At 69.1% G+C, this 17,746-nt stretch carries 18 protein-coding genes and 2 pseudogenes; 9 read left to right on the forward strand and 11 right to left on the reverse strand.

Annotated features, from left to right (window positions below):
* Positions 1 to 4: 4 nt before the first annotated feature.
* The 7 genes and pseudogenes from C5N14_RS12795 to C5N14_RS12825 form a co-directional block, all read right to left on the reverse strand.
* Positions 5 to 511, reverse strand: a complete 507-nt coding sequence (locus C5N14_RS12795) for a hypothetical protein (protein WP_243639515.1) — start codon at positions 509 to 511, stop codon at positions 5 to 7.
* Positions 508 to 1,917, reverse strand: a complete 1,410-nt coding sequence (locus C5N14_RS12800; protein ID WP_243639516.1) for a HAMP domain-containing sensor histidine kinase — start codon at positions 1,915 to 1,917, stop codon at positions 508 to 510. The genes C5N14_RS12795 and C5N14_RS12800 overlap by 4 nt, the downstream gene beginning before the upstream one ends.
* Before the next feature lie 50 nt (positions 1,918 to 1,967).
* Positions 1,968 to 2,663: a response regulator transcription factor gene (locus C5N14_RS12805; RefSeq protein WP_117668315.1), complete on the reverse strand. Its 696-nt coding sequence runs from the start codon at positions 2,661 to 2,663 to the stop codon at positions 1,968 to 1,970.
* A 37-nt stretch (positions 2,664 to 2,700) separates the two neighbouring features.
* The gene (locus C5N14_RS12810; RefSeq protein ID WP_165878093.1) at positions 2,701 to 3,834 is read right to left on the reverse strand and encodes a phosphatase PAP2 family protein; all 1,134 of its coding nucleotides are present in this window, start codon (positions 3,832 to 3,834) and stop codon (positions 2,701 to 2,703) included.
* 415 nt (positions 3,835 to 4,249) lie between these two features.
* Positions 4,250 to 4,645: a hypothetical protein gene (locus tag C5N14_RS12815; protein WP_117668317.1), complete on the reverse strand. Its 396-nt coding sequence runs from the start codon at positions 4,643 to 4,645 to the stop codon at positions 4,250 to 4,252.
* Positions 4,623 to 5,060: a hypothetical protein gene (locus tag C5N14_RS32110; RefSeq protein ID WP_165878091.1), complete on the reverse strand. Its 438-nt coding sequence runs from the start codon at positions 5,058 to 5,060 to the stop codon at positions 4,623 to 4,625. The genes C5N14_RS12815 and C5N14_RS32110 overlap by 23 nt, the downstream gene beginning before the upstream one ends.
* 191 nt (positions 5,061 to 5,251) lie before the next feature.
* Positions 5,252 to 5,962, reverse strand: a pseudogene (locus tag C5N14_RS12825) (IS6 family transposase); the annotation flags it as partial.
* Positions 5,963 to 6,307: 345 nt separating this feature from the next.
* Between C5N14_RS12825 and C5N14_RS12830 the strand changes: the two are divergent.
* A complete protein-coding gene (locus C5N14_RS12830) occupies positions 6,308 to 6,820 on the forward strand; it encodes an FBP domain-containing protein (RefSeq protein WP_207892716.1) in 513 nt (170 codons plus the stop codon).
* On the forward strand, positions 6,820 to 7,380 hold the full coding sequence (locus C5N14_RS12835) for a TetR family transcriptional regulator (protein ID WP_207892717.1): 561 nt from the start codon (positions 6,820 to 6,822) through the stop codon (positions 7,378 to 7,380). The genes C5N14_RS12830 and C5N14_RS12835 overlap by 1 nt, the downstream gene beginning before the upstream one ends.
* 297 nt (positions 7,381 to 7,677) lie before the next feature.
* Here C5N14_RS12835 and C5N14_RS31740 read toward each other — a convergent pair whose 3' ends face one another.
* Both C5N14_RS31740 and C5N14_RS32630 read right to left on the reverse strand, forming a co-directional pair.
* On the reverse strand, positions 7,678 to 8,232 hold the full coding sequence (locus C5N14_RS31740; RefSeq protein ID WP_128763565.1) for a hypothetical protein: 555 nt from the start codon (positions 8,230 to 8,232) through the stop codon (positions 7,678 to 7,680).
* On the reverse strand, positions 8,229 to 8,825 hold the full coding sequence (locus C5N14_RS32630; RefSeq protein ID WP_256371517.1) for a helix-turn-helix domain-containing protein: 597 nt from the start codon (positions 8,823 to 8,825) through the stop codon (positions 8,229 to 8,231). Before C5N14_RS32630 ends, C5N14_RS31740 begins: the two co-directional genes overlap by 4 nt.
* Positions 8,826 to 9,125: 300 nt before the next feature.
* Here C5N14_RS32630 and C5N14_RS32115 point away from each other — a divergent pair, with 300 nt between their 5' ends.
* Positions 9,126 to 9,275: a hypothetical protein gene (locus C5N14_RS32115; protein ID WP_165878094.1), complete on the forward strand. Its 150-nt coding sequence runs from the start codon at positions 9,126 to 9,128 to the stop codon at positions 9,273 to 9,275.
* Positions 9,276 to 9,352: 77 nt separating this feature from the next.
* Here the strand turns inward: C5N14_RS32115 and C5N14_RS12855 are convergent, their stop codons facing one another.
* On the reverse strand, positions 9,353 to 10,648 hold the full coding sequence (locus tag C5N14_RS12855; RefSeq protein WP_117668322.1) for an FhaA domain-containing protein: 1,296 nt from the start codon (positions 10,646 to 10,648) through the stop codon (positions 9,353 to 9,355).
* A gap of 9 nt (positions 10,649 to 10,657) precedes the next feature.
* Between C5N14_RS12855 and C5N14_RS12860 the strand changes: the two genes are divergently transcribed.
* Complete coding sequence (locus tag C5N14_RS12860; protein WP_117668323.1) at positions 10,658 to 11,062, forward strand: hypothetical protein; 405 nt, start codon at positions 10,658 to 10,660, stop codon at positions 11,060 to 11,062.
* Between the two features lie 1,074 nt (positions 11,063 to 12,136).
* On the opposite strand, the pseudogene C5N14_RS33050 reads toward C5N14_RS12860, so the two are convergent.
* Positions 12,137 to 12,880 (reverse strand): annotated as a pseudogene (locus C5N14_RS33050) (helix-turn-helix domain-containing protein); the annotation flags it as partial.
* A gap of 242 nt (positions 12,881 to 13,122) precedes the next feature.
* Here C5N14_RS33050 and C5N14_RS12870 point away from each other — a divergent pair.
* The 5 genes from C5N14_RS12870 (at position 13,123) to C5N14_RS12885 (ending at position 17,570) form a co-directional block, all read left to right on the forward strand.
* Positions 13,123 to 13,605, forward strand: a complete 483-nt coding sequence (locus C5N14_RS12870; RefSeq protein ID WP_243639520.1) for an NUDIX hydrolase — start codon at positions 13,123 to 13,125, stop codon at positions 13,603 to 13,605.
* 151 nt (positions 13,606 to 13,756) lie between these two features.
* The gene (locus tag C5N14_RS12875; RefSeq protein WP_117668325.1) at positions 13,757 to 15,727 is read left to right on the forward strand and encodes an ATP-binding cassette domain-containing protein; all 1,971 of its coding nucleotides are present in this window, start codon (positions 13,757 to 13,759) and stop codon (positions 15,725 to 15,727) included.
* A gap of 11 nt (positions 15,728 to 15,738) precedes the next feature.
* Entirely contained in the window at positions 15,739 to 16,359 is a 621-nt protein-coding gene (locus C5N14_RS12880; protein WP_117668326.1) for an AAA family ATPase, read from the forward strand.
* 156 nt (positions 16,360 to 16,515) lie between these two features.
* The gene (locus C5N14_RS31745; protein WP_128763566.1) at positions 16,516 to 16,818 is read left to right on the forward strand and encodes a hypothetical protein; all 303 of its coding nucleotides are present in this window, start codon (positions 16,516 to 16,518) and stop codon (positions 16,816 to 16,818) included.
* Positions 16,815 to 17,570, forward strand: coding sequence for a nucleotidyltransferase family protein (locus C5N14_RS12885; protein ID WP_117668327.1), 756 nt, complete (start codon positions 16,815 to 16,817; stop codon positions 17,568 to 17,570). Before C5N14_RS31745 ends, C5N14_RS12885 begins: the two co-directional genes overlap by 4 nt.
* Positions 17,571 to 17,746 lie beyond the last annotated feature (176 nt).

The raw sequence follows: 17,746 nt of genomic DNA on the forward strand, positions 1-17,746 counted from the left end.
CCGGTCAGTAGAGGGGACAGAACTGGGGCTTCAGGTCACCGTCGGGACCAGAGAGGGTGACCGCGGCAAACCTCTGTCCCCTGCTGGCCGCCGCCGCAGCGCTGTCCAGCGTGCAGACGATCTGGTCGACGGCGGCCGCCGACAATGTGGTCACCGCGCCCGACAACGTCACCGAGAGGCGGGAACGGTCGGCGCTCACCACGACCTCGGACGCCGGGAGGGCGTCGGCGGGCACCTCGCTCGTGAACCCCTCTCCCTGTTCGTGCACGTCCGGGCCGGCCGCCAACAACCGGAGCGCTTCGACGGGCGGGACGCCCTCCGTGGCCGAACGCACCACCAGCGTGAGAGTTCCGTTCCGGATCAGGTAGAGGCCGACGCCCTCGGAAGGTCCGCCTCGGGCGGGACTCCCGGTGATCACCCCGCTGGGCTGGACTCCGCAGCCCGCGGCGAGCGCGGCGACCAGCACCAGAATGCCCGCGAGTAGCGCCCGTTCCGCGTTCCGGCCGGTCACCGTACACCTCCATCGCCCGCCGACTCCGCCACGCGCGGCAGGCGGAGCCTGAACACGGCGCCGCCGGCCGGCGCGTTGCCGGCGACGAGACTTCCCGGCTGCCCGGCGTGCCTGTGCAGGCGGGCGTTCTCCCACGCGATGGCCAGCCCGAGGCCGCTGCCCTCGGACCGGGTCCGTGCGGTGTCCGCCTTGTAGAACCGCTCGAACACGTGCGGCAGCACCTCCGGGTCCAAGCCTGGTCCCTGGTCGGCGACCTCGATGGTGAACCAGTTCGGTTCGGCGTGCAGCCGCAGCGACACCGGTGCGGCGCCGTGCCGGAAGGCGTTACCGACCAGGTTGGCGACGATGACGTCCAGCCGGCGCGGATCCAGGCGGGCCATGACACCAGGGGGCAGCTCCGCCCGCACCTGGTCGGCCCAGCCCCGCACCCGCAGCGTCGCGGTCACGGCCGCGGCCACGTCGACGTCGTCGAGGGCGAGTCGCGCCGTGCCCGAGTCGAACCTGCTCACCTCGATGAGGTCGTCGACCAGCCGGACGAGGTTCTGCGTCTCCTGACTGACGATTCGGGCGGCCCGGCCGGCGTCGCCGGGCAACCCGCCCGCCTCCTCGTCCAGGACGTCGGTGACAGCCGTCATCGCGGCCAGCGGTGTACGGAGCTCGTGCGACACGTCGGCCACGAAGCGCCGGGCGTCGGACTCCATCCGGCGCAGCTCACCGACCTGCCGCTCCAGCGTCTGGGCGGTGTTGTTGAAGGTCCTCGCCACGTCGGCCAGCTCGTCGGTGCCCCGGACGACCAGCCGGGTCGTCAGATCGCCCTGACCGAGCCGGTGGGCGGCCCGGCCCAGTTCGCGTACGGGCCGCAGCACCCCAGCGGCCGCGAGCAGGGCCAGCAGGACCGCGAGGACCAGCGACAGTCCGCCGGTCACCCACGCCAGGTTGGCGAGCCGGTCGATGCTCTGCTTCTCGGGGATCAGGCTGCGTACGGCGTAGACCTCCAGCCCGGACGGCCTGGACGTGCCGTCCGGCTGGTCGATCATCAGCTGGGTCCCGATGAGAAGGACGGGTTGGCCCTTGAGCGAGACGCGTTGCCAGGCGACCTTGCCGTCCCGGACCGCCTCCCGCAGTTCGGGGGTGAACGGTTCGGGCAGCTGGCTGCCCCGCGTCCGCATCCCGTGGTAGTACACCACCACAGACGAGTCCCGGTCGGACAGGATCCCGGCCATCGAGTCGAGCTCGTCCTGGGTGGGCGGCAGCCTACGGAGCGGGTAGACCGTGATGAGCTGATCGGTCAGCGACACCACTGCGGCGTCCTGCGCCTGTTGGAGGATGACTCTCCGCGCCTGGAAGTAGCTTCCGCTGGCGACCACCGCCGTGGTCGTCAGGCCGAGCAGCGTGAAGGCCAGCAACAGCCGGACCCGGAGGCCCGAGGCACGGCCGACCGCCCAGCGCCACCGCGTCACAGCGGCCCGAACCGGTAACCGAACCCGCGTACCGTCTGCACGAAGACCGGCGCCGACGAGTCGTCCTCGATCTTCGCCCGCAGTCGCTGTACGCAGGCGTCCACGAGCCGCGAGTCGCCGAGGTAGCCGTGCTCCCACACGGCCTCGAGCAGTTGCTGGCGGCTCAGCACCTGGCCCGGCGTACGGGAGAGCTCGAGCAGCAGGCGCAGCTCGGTCGGAGCGAGGCCGACCGGCATGCCGCCCCTGCTGACCACCAGCGCGGCCCGGTCGATGGTCAGGGCGCCGTGCTGCTCCACGCCCGCCGGCGCACCGCCGGCCCGCCGCGTCTCGCCGCCGGTGCGCCGGAGCACCGCGCGGATACGCGCCTCCAGCACCCGGGCCTGCACCGGCTTCACCACGTAGTCGTCGGCGCCCGCCTCCAGGCCCGCCACCACGTCCATGTCGTCGTTCCGGGCGGTGAGCATGATGATCGGCAGGTCGCCGAGGGCCCGGATCCGCCGGCAGACCTCGAACCCGTCAATCCCCGGCAGCATGAGATCGAGGACCACGACGTCGGAGGCGCCCTCGTGCACGCGAACCAGCCCCTGCTCGCCGGTCGCCACCGCGTCCACCGTGTGGCCCTGCCGGGTCAACGCCAGCTGCAGCCCATCGCGTACCGTCTGGTGGTCTTCGATCAGCAGGACGCGGGACATGTCGCCAAGTATCGCAGCATGAGCCGACTTCGCTTTTTCACCATGTGGGACGCCCGGCATCGACCCTCGGGTCTCTTGCCGTCCTGACCGTCCCGTGCCGGGCCCCGTCGGTGTGGTTTCGGCGGGTTACCGGGACGGCGAACTCGGCCGAACGCACCAGGAACACCACCGATCCCACGGCCAGCACCGCTAGCGCAGTCGCCGTCACGATGGCGACGAGCGGCCCGCGCTCCACCGAAGCGCTCAGCCAGGGAGCGACCAACAGAAGCGCACAGACCAGCACAACCAGCACGAGGGCTGCCTCGACTAGGCCGCGCAGTGCGGTCCATTTGTCCGACCGGCCGTGCAGATCGCCGTCAGCCGGCGGGACGGCGCGGACGGTGCTCCGCCTGTTGGCGTGGAACACCTCGGACCGGTCGACTCGGACGGCGCCGTACGGGTCGGGCCAGAGGGCCGTACCCGGATCGACGTCGAGCGCGGGGTGGGCTTCGCCGCCCAGGTGAGCTAGCGCCGCGGCGGCCAGGCAGAACAGCGACACGGCCAGCAGGACGCCGCCGAGGGTGTCGCTGAACCGGTGCCAGCCCGCGATCATCGTGGCCGAGGCGACCACCGATACGCCCAGCGCGCCCGGGACGGCGAGCCACCGCCGAGCCCACCCGGGCAGGACCAGCATGAAAGCCAGCAGCAGGGCGGTCGCCGCCGTGACGTGACCGCTGGGGAAGCTGTTGTGGGTGGTCGAACTCTCGATCTGGAACTCCGGGCGAGGAAGCACCGTCTTCGCCACACCAGCCACCGCCACCGCGCCGAGGACCATCCCGATGCCCACCACGCCCGCCACCAGCCGCCGTCGAGCCAGACCCACCAGCAGCACCGAGCCGAGCAGAACGGCCAGGACCACCGGGCTACCGAAGAGGGCCAGCACGGTCTTGGCCGGGCCCACGAGGTCACCCTGCTGCTCGTATCCGCCGCCCCGCTCCGCGCGGGGCAGGAGCAGCCCGTCGAGCCACTGACCGGCCGGCGTCCAGAGGAACACCACGCAGCTCAGCGCGAGGGCGAGCAGGGAACCGAGCGCCGCCTCGACCAGTAGGCCGGGGTGCACCGAGTGTGGCCGGCGCGACGGGGCCGGCACCAGGGGACGTTCGATCCAGGAGTACGGCCATTCAGGAGACACATCGGCCATGGTCGCCACGCCACGTCCCGGCACCGTCCGCGGACTGTCTTCGTTGTGTCACAGGTCCGGGGCCCGCTTGGGACCCGCCTTGGGCCGGTACGCTCACCAATGCGACAACAACCAGCCAGACCCGGCCCCGATCGCTGCATAACATCAGCGGATCGGGTCTGTCAAGTTAATGGCTCTGTCTCACATTCGGTGGTTACATCCTGTAGCGGTGTCGCAGGCGTGGCGCACGAGCCTCTGCCGTCGGCACTTCAGGGCTGGCCGGTTTCGTGTGAAGGCTGCAACCATGGATTCACTACGCTTTTGCCCCGATAATGCAGATTTAGACAGCGTTGCCGTCCAGCCGGCTGGGCCGCTACTCTCTGCTGCCACCGAATGTGAGACAGAACCGTTAGCGAGACAGCCCCCACTAGCTTTTTAGCGCCTTGAGTAGGGCGAGTACGTCGCCAGCCGGTTCGATGTTTCTTGGCTTTAGTGGGCTGGTTTGTCCGTCGACCTTGTGCCAGGTCGTGCGCGCGGTGCCCAGGTCGGGTCCGAGGGCGTTCATCTGGATGGCGAACTCGACCAGTCGGCCCTGGTCGTCCGTGGCCGCAATGAACGGAACGGCATGGACCTTGCGGCCGTACTTCCGGCAGAGGGCCTCATCGGCGTGTGGGGTGGCCATCAGGTCGAGCTTACCGGCGAAGCCACTCTTCCCTCCGGCCTTGCCTGCGCCGTCACGGCGTACATCCACTACCGCATTGACGAGCCGGCTGACGTAGCCAGGATCTTCCGGCGCGAAGTCAAGGCGGCTGCCCACCGGCACCTGGGACCTGGGACCTGGACAGCGTGTAGCTCGTTCCGAAGCTGATCCCCGGGACGTTGTGCATGTTGAAGTAGACGTCGTCCCCGAACACCGTGATGAGGATCGTCCGGTCAGTCTTGCGGAATTTGAAGTGCACCGACCCACTGCGCTCCTGTGCATGGGTCACTGCCCCGCCAGTAGTCTCCATATCCTCGGTGGCGACGCGAACAGTCTGCTCGGTGACCCACCCGGCGGCGGAGGTCAGTTCCGCTTTTCCCTCGGCCTGCCGTCCCGCCGCGTTTGCATTGGTGGGGCTGCAGGTGGGCAGCGGGCCGCTACTGTCGTTCTTCGAGGTGGCCGGCCCGCAGCCGGTGACACCGAGGCCCACGCTGGTGGCCACGGTGAGCATGGTGGCGGCAAAACGTCGTGTCTGCATAGCCGAGTCACCTCACAGGAGCGGAAGGGGCCTCGCGGTGGCGAGGCAGGCAGAGCATAGAGGGCCGGCAGTGCAGAGACCGGATGCCACCTCATCTCCCGATCGTTGGCAACTTCTTCCGCAGCGGCGACCGGCTCTGTTGCATTGGCGGATCGGTGGGCACGCCGAGCCGCGTCAGCGGGCATTGGCCGGATCGCTCGCGCCAGTTCGGTGAAGGCGGCGGCCACTCGTAGCGCGGGCGGGACGTCGAGTCCGAGTTCGTAGTGTCCGCGTCGGAGGTTCTGCACGAAGGCGCGTGGCCGGTGATGATCGTCTGGGCGGTGCGGTCGGTGTGTAGCCCGCGCATCGGTCTGAGCCGGTGCGTGAGCTGGCTGTGATCAGTCTCGATCGGATTGTTGGCATGCCGCTCGACGTGGTGCCACGCCGACGGAACCTGCTCGTCGAGCACCCTCGGGTAGACCGGGTTCGCGTCGGTGACAACCTCGCTGGGCGTGACCTTCAGCGAGTTCAGCGCTCGATGGAAGAACCGCCGGGCCGCGGCGGCGTCCCGACGTGCCGAGACGAGCACGTCGATGACCTGCCCGTGCTGGCCCACTGTCCGGTAGACGTACCGCCAGACCCCGTTGACCTTGACATAGGTTTCGTCAACGTGTCAGCGGTCACCCGGTGCGTGGCGCGCGAAGCGGGCGGCGTCGGCCAGCAGCGGGGTGAACTGCTGCACCCACCGGTAGACGGTGACGTGATCCACCTCCTCACCGTGTTCGACCAGCAGCTCCTCCACGTCTCGGTAGGAGAGGTTGAACCGCGGGTACCAGCGGACCGCCAGGACGATCACCTCGGGTCGGGAACCGGAACCCGACGAACGCCGATGCGGGCGCAGACCAGGACCCGAGACGAGACAGCGACCTCACCGGTCAAGCAGACCACATCGGGCAAGCTGGAGTCGATCATGCTTCCGCCCAACGCAACAGAGCCCGGTGTTGTCTGCCAACGATCGATGAGGCGGGGATCGGGGCGAGGCGGTATCGACCCGTTCGGTGAGTCCGCGTGCGTCGATCGGCGGTCGGGCCGTGTGCCGGGTTGAGGGTGCGGGCGGGGCGCAGGGGGCGATGAGCTTGGCTTCTACCCGGCGGTGAAGGGAAGTTCGGACGGTGGGTCGCATCGGAAGTCGTTAGACGAGGGACTTGTATCGACTTACAATTTGTAACCGTGTACAGGATTTGCCAGGAGGTGACGTCGTGCGGGCCATGAGCCGGGACGAGGTGCGGGGTGCGATCGCGAACCTGGACGCGGTCGGGAGCAAGGTGCGTCTGCCGGCCTGGTTCGACGAGGTCGCGTGGGACAAGCTCGACTACCTCGGGTGGCGAGATCCCCGAGCGCCATTGCGCGCCTACCTGGTCACCGACATCGACGGCACGGCGTCGGGCGCATTGCTCCGCCAGAGTCCGAGCCGGGCTGAGCTCGGCGGGCGAGCGGTCATGTGCTCGCTGTGCCACTTCATGCGCCGCTTCAACGAGGTCGCCCTCTTCACCGCGCCGCGCCCCTCTGCGGACAAGCGCCAGCGGCTGAGCACGCTCGGCATCCTCGTGTGCACCGACCTCGACTGCGTTACGAAGGTGCACAGCGCGCCCGTCCTCGGGCCGCTCGACCCACCGGTCGACGAGATCATCCAGGCGCGCAGGGAGGGGCTGCGGGTGCGTACCGTCTCGTTCCTACGCTCGGTGTCGAGCACTCCGCGAAGCGTACGAGGGAGGGGATGATGGCGTATCTGGCGCGTGCCGAGCGGCGCCGCTCGATCGTGGAGGCGGCGGCTGCCGTGGTCGAGCGCGACGGCTTGAGTGCGGTGACGGCCAGAATCGTGGCGGACGAGCTTGGCGGGTCGCAGGGTCAGATCCACCACCACTTCGCGTCGACCGACGAGCTCGCCGGGGAGGCCTGGCGGCACTACGCCGCGCAGCAGATCGATGAGTATGAGCACGAGGTCGACGGCCTCGATGCGTACGACGCGCTCGTGCTCTTCTTCGTCGACCTCGTCAGCACCGACGGGGACGGGCACGCGCTTGCGCGGTGGGCCGAGGCGAACGCACACGCGCAGCAGCGTCCCCTCGTCGCGAGGAGCTACGTCGAGACGCTCACACGGCTGACCGACGTCCTCGCCTCGGTCTTGGCCGGGGACTCCGACGCCGCGCATGCGCGAACGGCCGCCTGGCGGATCCTCATGCTTGGGGTCGGGCTCGCCGGGCTCACCCGCATCACCGAGGACTCACCCGTACCGGCCCGTGACGTCATGCTGTCGGCGATCCGAGCAGAGACGGGCTGACGCTGACCCGCACCCTTCCTTGTGGGCGACCGCGACGACTTCCCGGCGGAACTCCGGCGGGAACGCAGGTGCGGGCTATCCGGTCGGCGATCCACGCTCCCAGCCTGAGCGCCGGACCGAGGCTACCGGCTTCCTGTGGGATTCCTACTTGCCCCCGAGTGCGTGTGCCGGTGGTGGTTTCGCCGAGGTCCGGGGTGGGTGGGTGTCGGGTCGGCATTCAAGGCGCGCCCACGGCGCGCGGTGTGCCGGCCCAGCGGCAAGCCCATCCTCGGCCCGGCCCTTGGGCAGCCGGGGCGGTTAGCCCAGGTCTGCCGGTAGCCGCGCGCGGTTGCTAAGGCTGACCTTGACCTCCGCCTCGATGGCGTCCTTGCGTTCACTGGCTGCCGGGATCGTCACGTAGGCGCGGACGTCAAGCCCCTGCAGGACGATCCACCACCCGCGCTCCGAGAGAGACCACTGGTCGACTTGCAGTTCCTCGTCTTCCGGGAAATCGTCTATCTCGGCCTGCATCAACCGTTCTCGTAGAGCCTTCCGCGCAATCTGGACCGCTTGAGGCTGACTGAGAATCTTGGGACTACTGCGGCGCAGTAGACGCGAGACAGCGGCTTTGAACAGGTCATAGGCTGCGTTGCCCAGCACCCCGGCGCCTACCGCGCCACCCACCCAAACCACCGCTGCGGTCAGCACTGCCGCGTCGTCGATGCCTGCGGGATACGCACGCGAAGGCGGCCCCTCGCTGGGCGGCGGCGGTGGGGGCGGATACGGATAGGGCCCCTCGCTGCGCGGCGGCGGTGGGGGCCAAAGGTAGGGATGGTGATCTTCGTTGGGTAGCGGGGGAAGGCTGCTACTCATACACGAAGGATAGCGACAGACATCGAAGGCCCCTGGCAACTACGCGACTGCTGCCGGAACCCGCAGACCCGGTGCTGTTGCCTGCTGCCGAGCTCGACGGCGGATGATCCTCGGTGCCGGCCGCCGGCCGTCGAGTCGGCCGCGACGATGAGTTGCCCAACATCGAGGGCGGGGTGCCGCTCCGACGGCACCACCAAGGTCTGGGCCACCGAGGGGCCGGGCCGGCGCAGCATCTCCAACCGGATCCGCCGCGATCCCCACCGGGGATGCTCCCGACGCATCTCCGCCACCGCGACCTCGACCGCCTCCACCACCCGACCCGGAGACGAGTGCGGCCGGTGCGACCGGTCTGCCAACCCGGCCAACTGCTCGGTCAGATACCGGCCCACCCACCGATGCACCGTCGACCGATGCACCCCACAGTTGGCGGCCACCTCCGTCACAACCGAACCAGCCAGCACCGCACGGACCGCGTCCAACCGTTGCTCAACAACCGACAAGACAACCAGCGCCCATCCCAGCCTCCCTGAGTCCCGACGCCCCGCGGAGACGTCGGGCCCAGAGTGCCGAGATCGACCACTGTCGCAGATCACCTGGCGGACGTGTGTCGCACATCAGCCGACGGAGGACAAGTCAAGACCGCCAGGAGACCTAGTTTCAAGGTCTTTGCGGCCGACGATCTCTTTCCGGCGTCGGTGCCCTGTGTGGGTGGTGGGACGTTGGTAGAGGTCTTCACGCTCTGGCTGTCCATGACGGACGCTGTGGGGTGGATCGCGCGTCCGTGGTGGTCACGCACGAGGCCGGTGAGCTGGTAGTTCATCAGCCGGTACCTGCTTCCCGGTGCCATCGCCCCCTACTTCCGTGCCCTGCGGCCTGACCAGGAGACAGGCGAGTTGCAGACGACAGACGTGGTCAACGCCTACGCCGCCGACCACGACGTCCTCGTCTCGCCCGTCACCCGCGACTACTACGACGGCGGCAACGTGTCGGGCTGTCTCGCGGCGAACAACGCCGTCGCTCGTCTCACCGGCATCACGTCCTGACCGGGGTGCTTCATCCGTTCAGGGGCCTGTCTCGCCAACGCCTACGCAGTCCCTCCCGAACGGCCCTCGCTGCCGCCTCAGGAGCCGGGTTCGATGCGGGACACGACCCGGATACGGCCGGTCGTCAGCCGCGGGTCCACTTCGATGACGATCGACAGCTCACCCCACACGCGCCACTGCTGTTCGGCGACGTATTCGGCGAGCCATGCGACGAGTTCTTTGGTGAGTGCCTCATGGTAGGGACTCAGCCGACTCCAGTCGAATGGTGACAGCCCGAGTACGTACCGGTTCGGTACCAAAATGAAGCCGTCCAGAACAATTCGGCGCTCCACCACCTCGTCCTGGATCCCATGGAGGAGCTCTATTGGATACAGCGGATTGGTAGGCGTACGCCGGAAGGCTCGCCGCACGAGTCCGCGCAGGCCCGACTCGAACCGGGTCGCCGGACCGACCCGAGGTCCGGACGGTGGCGCTGTCTCCGCATCTGTTGGCACTGCGTGCAGTTGGCTACGGATCCATTCGGCAGGGTCGCGTACGTCCGATCCCGGGTCGTATGCCGGGTTGCGGGTCAGAGCCAGGAGGTCGACCGTGTCGGTGCCACGTTGATGCGGTGGGCGCATCCCGCTGGCCGTCATCTCCCGGCGGATCTGGCGATATATGTCGGGCAGCGCGATCAGCTCACCACCGCCGTGCAGCCCACCTGTCAACAGGCTGAGTAGATGGCCGGTGAAGACCGTGTACCGTGCGCCCTGCGGCGCCAGGGCGGGCGCGTTGGCCGGAGTTGCGGCAAGGATCCAGGTACCCGCGATTTCGAGTTGATCGAGTACGCCGGGCGCGTCGCCCATCAGATCCTGAGCCGCTCGACCGCTGTAGCAGCAGTCGAGGATGACGATGCGGTTGTTCGCGGGACTGTCCAGGACCACGTCACGAAGGTGTTCGTACGGCAGCGCGCTGAGCGCCAACTCGGCGGGGTCGCTGTCGGACGTGCACAGGAACAGGTCGTGCCGGCGTGGACCGGTCATGCCGTGGCCAGCGAAGTAGACCACCAGTGTGTCCTCGGCCTGCGCGGCCGCGTTCCGCAGCGCCCGGGAGACGTCTCTGGGGTCAGCGGGGTCCCGTAACCGGACACAGTGCTCTGGCTTGAACCCACCGTTGGCAGCGTCGGTGAGTGCCTCGGCCAGGGCATTGACGTTGTTGGTCACAGACGGCAGGTCGGAAAGGTCTTTGGCGTGGTAGGCGGCGGTGCCGACGAGGACCACTCGGGAACGGGCCGGGTCGGGAAGACGGGTCATGGGGTTCCTTCGCCTGGCTCTGGGGTCCGCCGCGGTCTTAAGAGCTCTAACGGTCACCATTATCGTGGCGGCCAGGCGCATACTGGACGGGTGTACGCGCAAATTTCTGTCGTCGGCGGCGACGAAGCGGACCTCAGCTCTCTCTTCGACTGGCTGCGCCTTGAGGACGGCCTGCGGGGTCGGTTGACCTTCGTGCCTGTGCCGGCCGGGCCGGACGAGATGGGCGCGGCGTGGGACGTGTTGAGCGTCGCGTTGGCGAGTGGCGGCACACTGTCCGTTCTGGCTGGATCATTGGCGGTGTGGTTCCAGCAACCCCGTCGCCCCAACATTAAGATCGAGATCTCGGTGTCCCAGGATGACACTCGGATCGTGGTGGACGCGACGAACGTCAAGAACGTCGAGCAGATCCTCCGGCAGGTCAGTTCCCTGTCGTCCGCGCCCGCCGAACCACGAGGCCCGTCATTGGCTGCCCTGCCCGACCAGCCCGCTCAATAGGTCGCGCGATCTCTAGCCTCGATGATTCGTGCGCCCAGCGGACCTGGAGGTGAGTGCGTAGCTCAGCCGTAGTCGTAGCTCGTCGTCGCCTGCCGGTGGAAGTCCGGTCCGGGTAGTGGCCAGGAGGCCCGGTAGCAGACTGGCGGCTCGGTCTGGAAACGGGTCGAGTCGAAGCCCAGCGTTGTGTCAGGGGGAGCGACTGAGCGGTCCGTAGCATGACGCGAAGCCTGCGGCGTCGTTAGAGGTCTCGCCCGTTGGGGTGGGGCAGAGGGAGTGCCGAGCCCCCGAATTCAGGGTGAAGGCCATGGAAGCGGTCCGGCGCCCGTAGGCCGCCGTCGTCAGTGTGTTTCCTCAGGAGTCCAGCGACCGGCTACAGCTCTTTCTTGCGGTGGTCAACCACCTGCGATGGCGATCTGAGTGCCGCGAACGCTGGCTGCATGCCGATCCACCTCCGGCTCCGGTCGACCTGGGTGCCCAGTGCACGCGAGGCCGCTGAAGGCGATGACGAGGGGTACCGGAACGGCTGCCACGTAGCGGGCGTTAAGAGGTATCACGCCGATCGTTGGTCGGCCTGCTGCGGTGACGGTGAGCTGATCGTGTGGTGCTCCGATGGTGCTCGGATGTTCGGCACCCGATCAACACGAGCGCGACTGTTCCAGCATCGCAGCCGTTTCGCCGCCCGCCGACCATGGTGGCCCGTTGAGCGCAACGCCTAGACCAGCAGAAACGAAACACCGTCCGTCGGGACTGCGTAGATTTCGGATCTGTCTACATTCGGCTCTGTCTCACATCCACAGGCCCCCGTTCAGTGGCGACGTCGGTGGTGTGGCCGAGGGCCAGGTAGGCGGTTGCCGCGTTGGCCGCGGTGCGGAGGGGGCAGTAGGGGCCGAGGGTGAGGCTGGTGCTGACCTGCCCGTCCGGCGGGTGCTCGGTGAGAAGGCGGAAGGCGCGGTCGACGGCGCGGTCGACGGCGCGGTCGACGCCGTGCCGGTCGCCGAGGTGGGCGAGTGCCCGTGCCTGGCCGTTGATCGTGAGTCGGATCCGGTGTGGGCCGGTGCCGGCATGGCGTAGGCCGTCTTCGGCGTAGGCGAGCGCGTCGCGGTGGTTACCGGTGTAGAAGGCGACCAGGCTCTGGATGGCGCGGGCCCAGGCCTGGGTATCGGGTTGTTGGGCGGCGTGGGCGAGGTCGAAGGCTTCGGCGGCGTAGGCGTGTGCGACGCGGAAGGCGCGTAGGTCCAGGGCGAGGGCGGCGAGGAGCCCGGACAGGTGCGCGGCGGCGGTATACAGCCGGGCGCGTTGTGGCGGGTGCTGCCGGCCGGCCATCAGCTGATCGACGCAGGCCCGCAGTGGACGCAGCCGGGCCACGAGGGTCGCAGGTGGGCAGCGTTCGTTGTCGGCGATCGCCTGCCGGACTTCGTCTTCCAGGTGCGCCAGCCGCGCGTCGTCGTCGATGGAAGTGGTCAGCGCCGACCGGCGGGCGGCGATGGTGTCCTCAAGCTCCCACCACACCGCTGCGTTATCGCTGGTGAGGCTGGCGCTTCTGGGCCGAGCCGGCGAGCGGTGGCGACGGTGGTTCAGGTCGGCGATCCGGTCGTACTCGGCGGTCAGCACGCCACCGGTGCGCAGCATCTGGTCGCAGCGGGTCCAGAACGGCCGCTCGGGGTGCTGCCGGCCGGTTTCGGTGTTCGCTATCGAGCTGCGTCCGTACTGCACGAGCCGGGCGAGGCTGTGCTGGGTGTGGCCGGCGTCTTTGCGCAGGTGGGCGAGGTGGCGGCCGAGCGCGTGGCGGGCGGTGGTGATCTCGTCGTGGTCGCCCATCGCTGCCACCCCCGGTCGCTGTGGTCACGGTGAGCGAACACCATAGCCGCCCCGGTGACGCTTTCCGCGCCGTCGGAGACAGCCCCGCCCGGCCGCCGACTGTGCCCGCCCAGGGCACGCCGCAGGTGCCGGCAGGTCGGGGCGGCGGTGCTGTCGAAGTCGGTGTGGTGTCGGAATCTGCCGACAATGTCGGCGCACGGCGCTGTGGGCGTGTCGCCCCTGCCGCGTCCTACCGTCCCTGCATGCCTTCCGGACGCCGCGATTTCACTGCTGATCTGCCCCGTAAACGGATGGCCGCCGGGCTGCTGATCACCGACGCGGACGAGCGGATTCTGCTGGTCGAACCGGTCTACAAGGCGGAGTGGGAGATCCCCGGCGGGTGCGTCGAGGCTGACGAGTCGCCGCTGCAGGCCGTGATCCGGGAATGCCGTGAGGAACTCGGTCTGGGCCTGTCGCCGGGCCGGCTACTCGTCGTGGACTGGGTACCGGCCCAGGACGGGCGCACCGAAGGCGTCATGGTCATCTACGACGGCGGCACCCTCGACCCCACTGCGACGAAGCGGATTGTGGTGCCGCCGGGCGAGTTGAAGGGTTGGGCGTGGTCCGACCCGCTACAGGCCGGCCAGCGGTTACGGCCGCTGCTGGCCCGCCGGATCGCCGAGGCGCTGCACGCCCGCGCTGACGGGTGCTGCCACTACCTCGAAGACGGCGTCAGGGTCACCTGACCGCAGGCCACCCGGGGCTCTTCCTGATGGAGGCGGAGCTTCGGCGGCACCAGCCGAGCACCGACGGGGCATCTGCGGGTCCTGCCGTTCGCCATCGAGACGCCACCACCCACCGAAGTTCACCCTGCCCACCCTCTCGGGAGGTACCGCCATGCCCAAAACCGACCACCCTGACCCCACGCCTGCCCGTCCCGAACCGCCGCAGCGGGATTCGGTGTTGCCGGAGCTGCGGGAGGTGTGGTGGGAGAGCGGGGTGCGGGCGCGGGCGGAGGCCGGCCTGTTCGCCGTCTTCTCCGAGCTGCCCCGGCTGGTCTGGTCCGCGCTCGTGGTGAGCTGGCGCGCCGACCGGGTACGGACGTCGGTGGTGGCGGCGACGACGGTGGGTGCGGGGGTGCTGTCGGCGTTCGGGCTCCTCGCTGCGCAGCGGGTGCTGGTGGAGTTGTTCGCGGGCGGCCCGACCGCCGACAAGGTGACCGCCGCGCTGCCCGCCCTGGCAGCGCTCGCGGCGGTGACCGCGCTGCGCGCCGGCATGGCCACCGCCATGGGGTACGCGCAGAACGGCCTCACCCCGAAGGTGGACTGGGAGGTCGAACGGGGCCTGTTCGAGGTGACCACGGCGGTGCGGTTGGAGGCGTTCGACGCCGACGCGTTCGCCGACGACATGGAACGCGCCTCCCGCGGCGCGAACTCCACCACCGGTCTGGTGCAGGCGTCGATGAACCTGCTCGCCGGCCTCGCCGGGGTCCTCGCCGTCGCGGTCGCCGTGGTGGTGGTCCACCCGCTGCTGCTGCTCGCCCTGCTCGTGGCGACCGTGCCGAACGGGTGGGCGTCGCTGCGCGCCGGGCACCTGCGCTACCAGACCTACGCCGCCGGATCGGTACGCCGTCGACGGTTGTGGCTGCTGCACCGGCTGATGGCCGAACGCGACTCCGCCCCCGAACTGCGCTCCTACGGGCTACGCGAATTCCTGCTCGACCAGTACGACCGGGTCATGAGCGTCGAGACCAGCATCCAACTCGCCCTGGCGCGGCGGGTCACCACGACCACCACCGTCGGCGCGATGATCGGCGGCGTGGCGACCGCCGTGGTCTACGTCCTACTCGGCCTGCTGCTCATCGACGGGCAGATTCCCCTCGCCGCCGCCGCGACCTGCGTCATCGCCGTCCAGTCCGCGCAACGCTCCCTGACCGTGGTCACCTTCCAGGTCGACCGCGTCTATACCGAGGGGCAGCACTTCCGCGACTACACCGGCTTCATGACCCGCGCCGCCGACTTCCTGCCACCGCACACCAGCCCGGCCCCCCGGATGCCGGCAACAGACCGGCTGCGCGAGATCACCGTCGACGCGGCAAGCCTCCGCTACCCCGACCGTGACAGTGCAGCCGTCGACCAGGTCACCCTGACCATCGAGGCCGGGCGGACGGTGGCGTTCGTCGGGGAGAACGGCTCCGGCAAGTCCACCCTCGCCACCATGATCGCCACTCTCCGCACCCCCACCGGCGGAACCATCCAATACAACGGCCGACCAATCGACGAGTGGGGCATCGACGCGCTACGGGCCCGGATCGGGGTCGTGACACAGGAGTACCACAAGTGGCCCTTCACCGCCGCCACGAACATCGCCGTCGGCGACATCGCCACCACCGCCGAGCAGGCCCGGATCGAGGCCGCCGCCGCCCGCGCCGTCGCCCACGACATGATCACCGAGCTGCCCCACGGGTATGAGACGCTGCTCGACCGCACCTTCGCCGGCGGCCAGGACCTCTCCGGCGGGCAGTGGCAACGCATCACCGCCGCCCGCGGGTTCCTGCGCGACGCCGACGTGCTCATCATGGACGAACCGTCATCCGCCCTCGACCCTCGCGCCGAGGACGCCCTCTTCCAGGCCATCCGCGACCGGCAAGGGCGGAGCATCACCATCCTGATCACCCACCGGCTGGCCAACGTCCGCCACGCCGACCGCATCTACGTCCTGCACCACGGCCGCCTCGTCGAAGCCGGCACCCACGACCAGCTCATGACCGCCCACGGACGGTACGCCGAGCTGTTCACCCTCCAAGCCGCCGGCTACGACACCACCGCACCCGGCGCGACGTTACCCCGACAGACCGCGACCGCCTGAAAGAGCAGGCCATGACGACGTCGAACCCCACGAAGCTCGTGCCCCCAACGTTGGTGATCATTCGGGGAAACTCAGGCAGCGGAAAGACCACGGCCGCCCACGAGGCCCGACGCCGCTTCGGACGCGGTGCGGCCCTGCTGGAGCAGGACTACCTGCGCCGAACCGTGCTCCGGGAACACGACAGTGCCCGCATCGACCCGGTAGCCCCCGCGTTCATCACCGCGACCGCCCGCACCGCACTCGACCTCGGCTACCACGTCATCCTCGAAGGCATCCTGCACACCGAACGCTACGCCACCTTGCTGCACCAGCTCATCAACAACCACTCTGGACCGGTCGCCGTCTTCTACCTGGACGTGTCCTTCGACGAGACCGTCCGCCGCCACCTCGGCCGGGCCGAGCCGATCCCCGTCACCCCCGACGAGATGCGCCACTGGTACACCCACCGCGACCTGCTCGACACCCCCGGAGAAACCGTCATCCCCGAAACCAGCACCTTCGCGCAGACGGTCACCACGATCCTGGACGCCAGCGGCCTCGCCACGGTCGTGCCGCAGACGCCCTGCCCACGACGATGCCCGCACTGCGCCCGCAAAGCCGACCAGACGACCACCGCGACGGAGGCGCCTTGACACCGCCTCTGGACCGGAACGTCGCAGCTCAGGCCCGCCTGTGTCAGCCACAAGGCGCTCAATGCGTACGCCTCCAAGGAAGAAGGACCGCATCGATGAGAGACACGCCGCCGACGCCTCGACGGACAACCGAGGTGACCAGCACGTTCGTGATCGATGGTATTCCGGGACGGCTATCCACGGCCGCCACGCCCAGCGGCGAGCTTCGTCACGTCGACCTGCGGGCCGGAAAGCACGGCTCCACCCCTGGCCGGGCTCACCGAGGCCCTGTCCACCGCGATCACCACCGCACTACACGCCGGAGCACCCCCTGCCACGTTCGTCGACGCGTTCCGGCGCACCCGCTACGTTCCGGCCGGCACCACCAGCGACCCGGACGTGCCGTATGCGACATCGTTGAGCGACTACCTCGCCCAGCGACCGCGCCACGACCACCCTGACATGGCGGAACGGCCATGACGGCGCTCTCCGCTGGTTGGGCGGACCCGGCAGACGTCGGGCGCGGTGACGAGTTGCGGGAGCTGGTCAGGGCCAACGCATCGCTGATGCGGGCGCTGACCGTGGTGCGGGACTCGGGACTGCCCGACGGCTGGATCGGCGCAGGTGTCCTGCGTGACCTGGTCTGGGGGCACCGCTACGGCGACGGGTTCGACCTGCGCGCGGTACGGGATGTGGACGTGCCGTTCTTCGACCCCGCCGACCTGAGCCGGGACAACGACCAGCGGGCCACCGCCCGGCTGGCCGCCATCGAGCCGGGCCTGCCGTGGGAGGCGAAGAACCAGGCCGCCGTGCACACCTGGTACCCGCAACGATTCGGCGGACCGCCGGTTCCACCGTTTCGCAGCATCGCCGAGGCGGTCGCGACAAGGCCTGAGTACGTCACCGCCGTCGCGATCCACCTCGACCCCGACAACCACATCGCGGTCTGCGCGCCGCACGGCCTTGATGATCTCCTCGACGGCGTGTGGCGGCGCAACCCCACCCGAGTCAGCGAACAGACTTTCCAGCAACGGGTTGCCCGGCACCAGCCGGCGCATCGGTGGCCCATGTCCGCGTCATTACCGGTCTTCCCGCAGGCAGGGAGGGCCGGTGACCAGGTTGTTCCTCGTCGATGGGCACCAGCTGCTCTACCGGGCCTGGTTCGGGTTTCCCGCCCTGATCGCCAGCCGCGGCGAGTTGATCAACGGTTACGACGAGTATCGACCCCTTGAGGTTCGGCATCAGGAGGAGGAGACCGAGGCGGCCCGTCATGCCCGCTGGGGAGCGGTCCTGGATCGTCGGATGATCGTCGAGGCGGCGCAGGGTCACGACAAGCCACTCTTGTCCCCGGTTGATGTCGTGGCGGGAGACGCGGCGTTTGTGGGGCCAGCTTGGCGGAGTAGTTGTT

The sequence above is a fragment of the Micromonospora sp. MW-13 genome (genome assembly GCF_003434305.1).
Lineage (GTDB): Bacteria > Actinomycetota > Actinomycetes > Mycobacteriales > Micromonosporaceae > Micromonospora.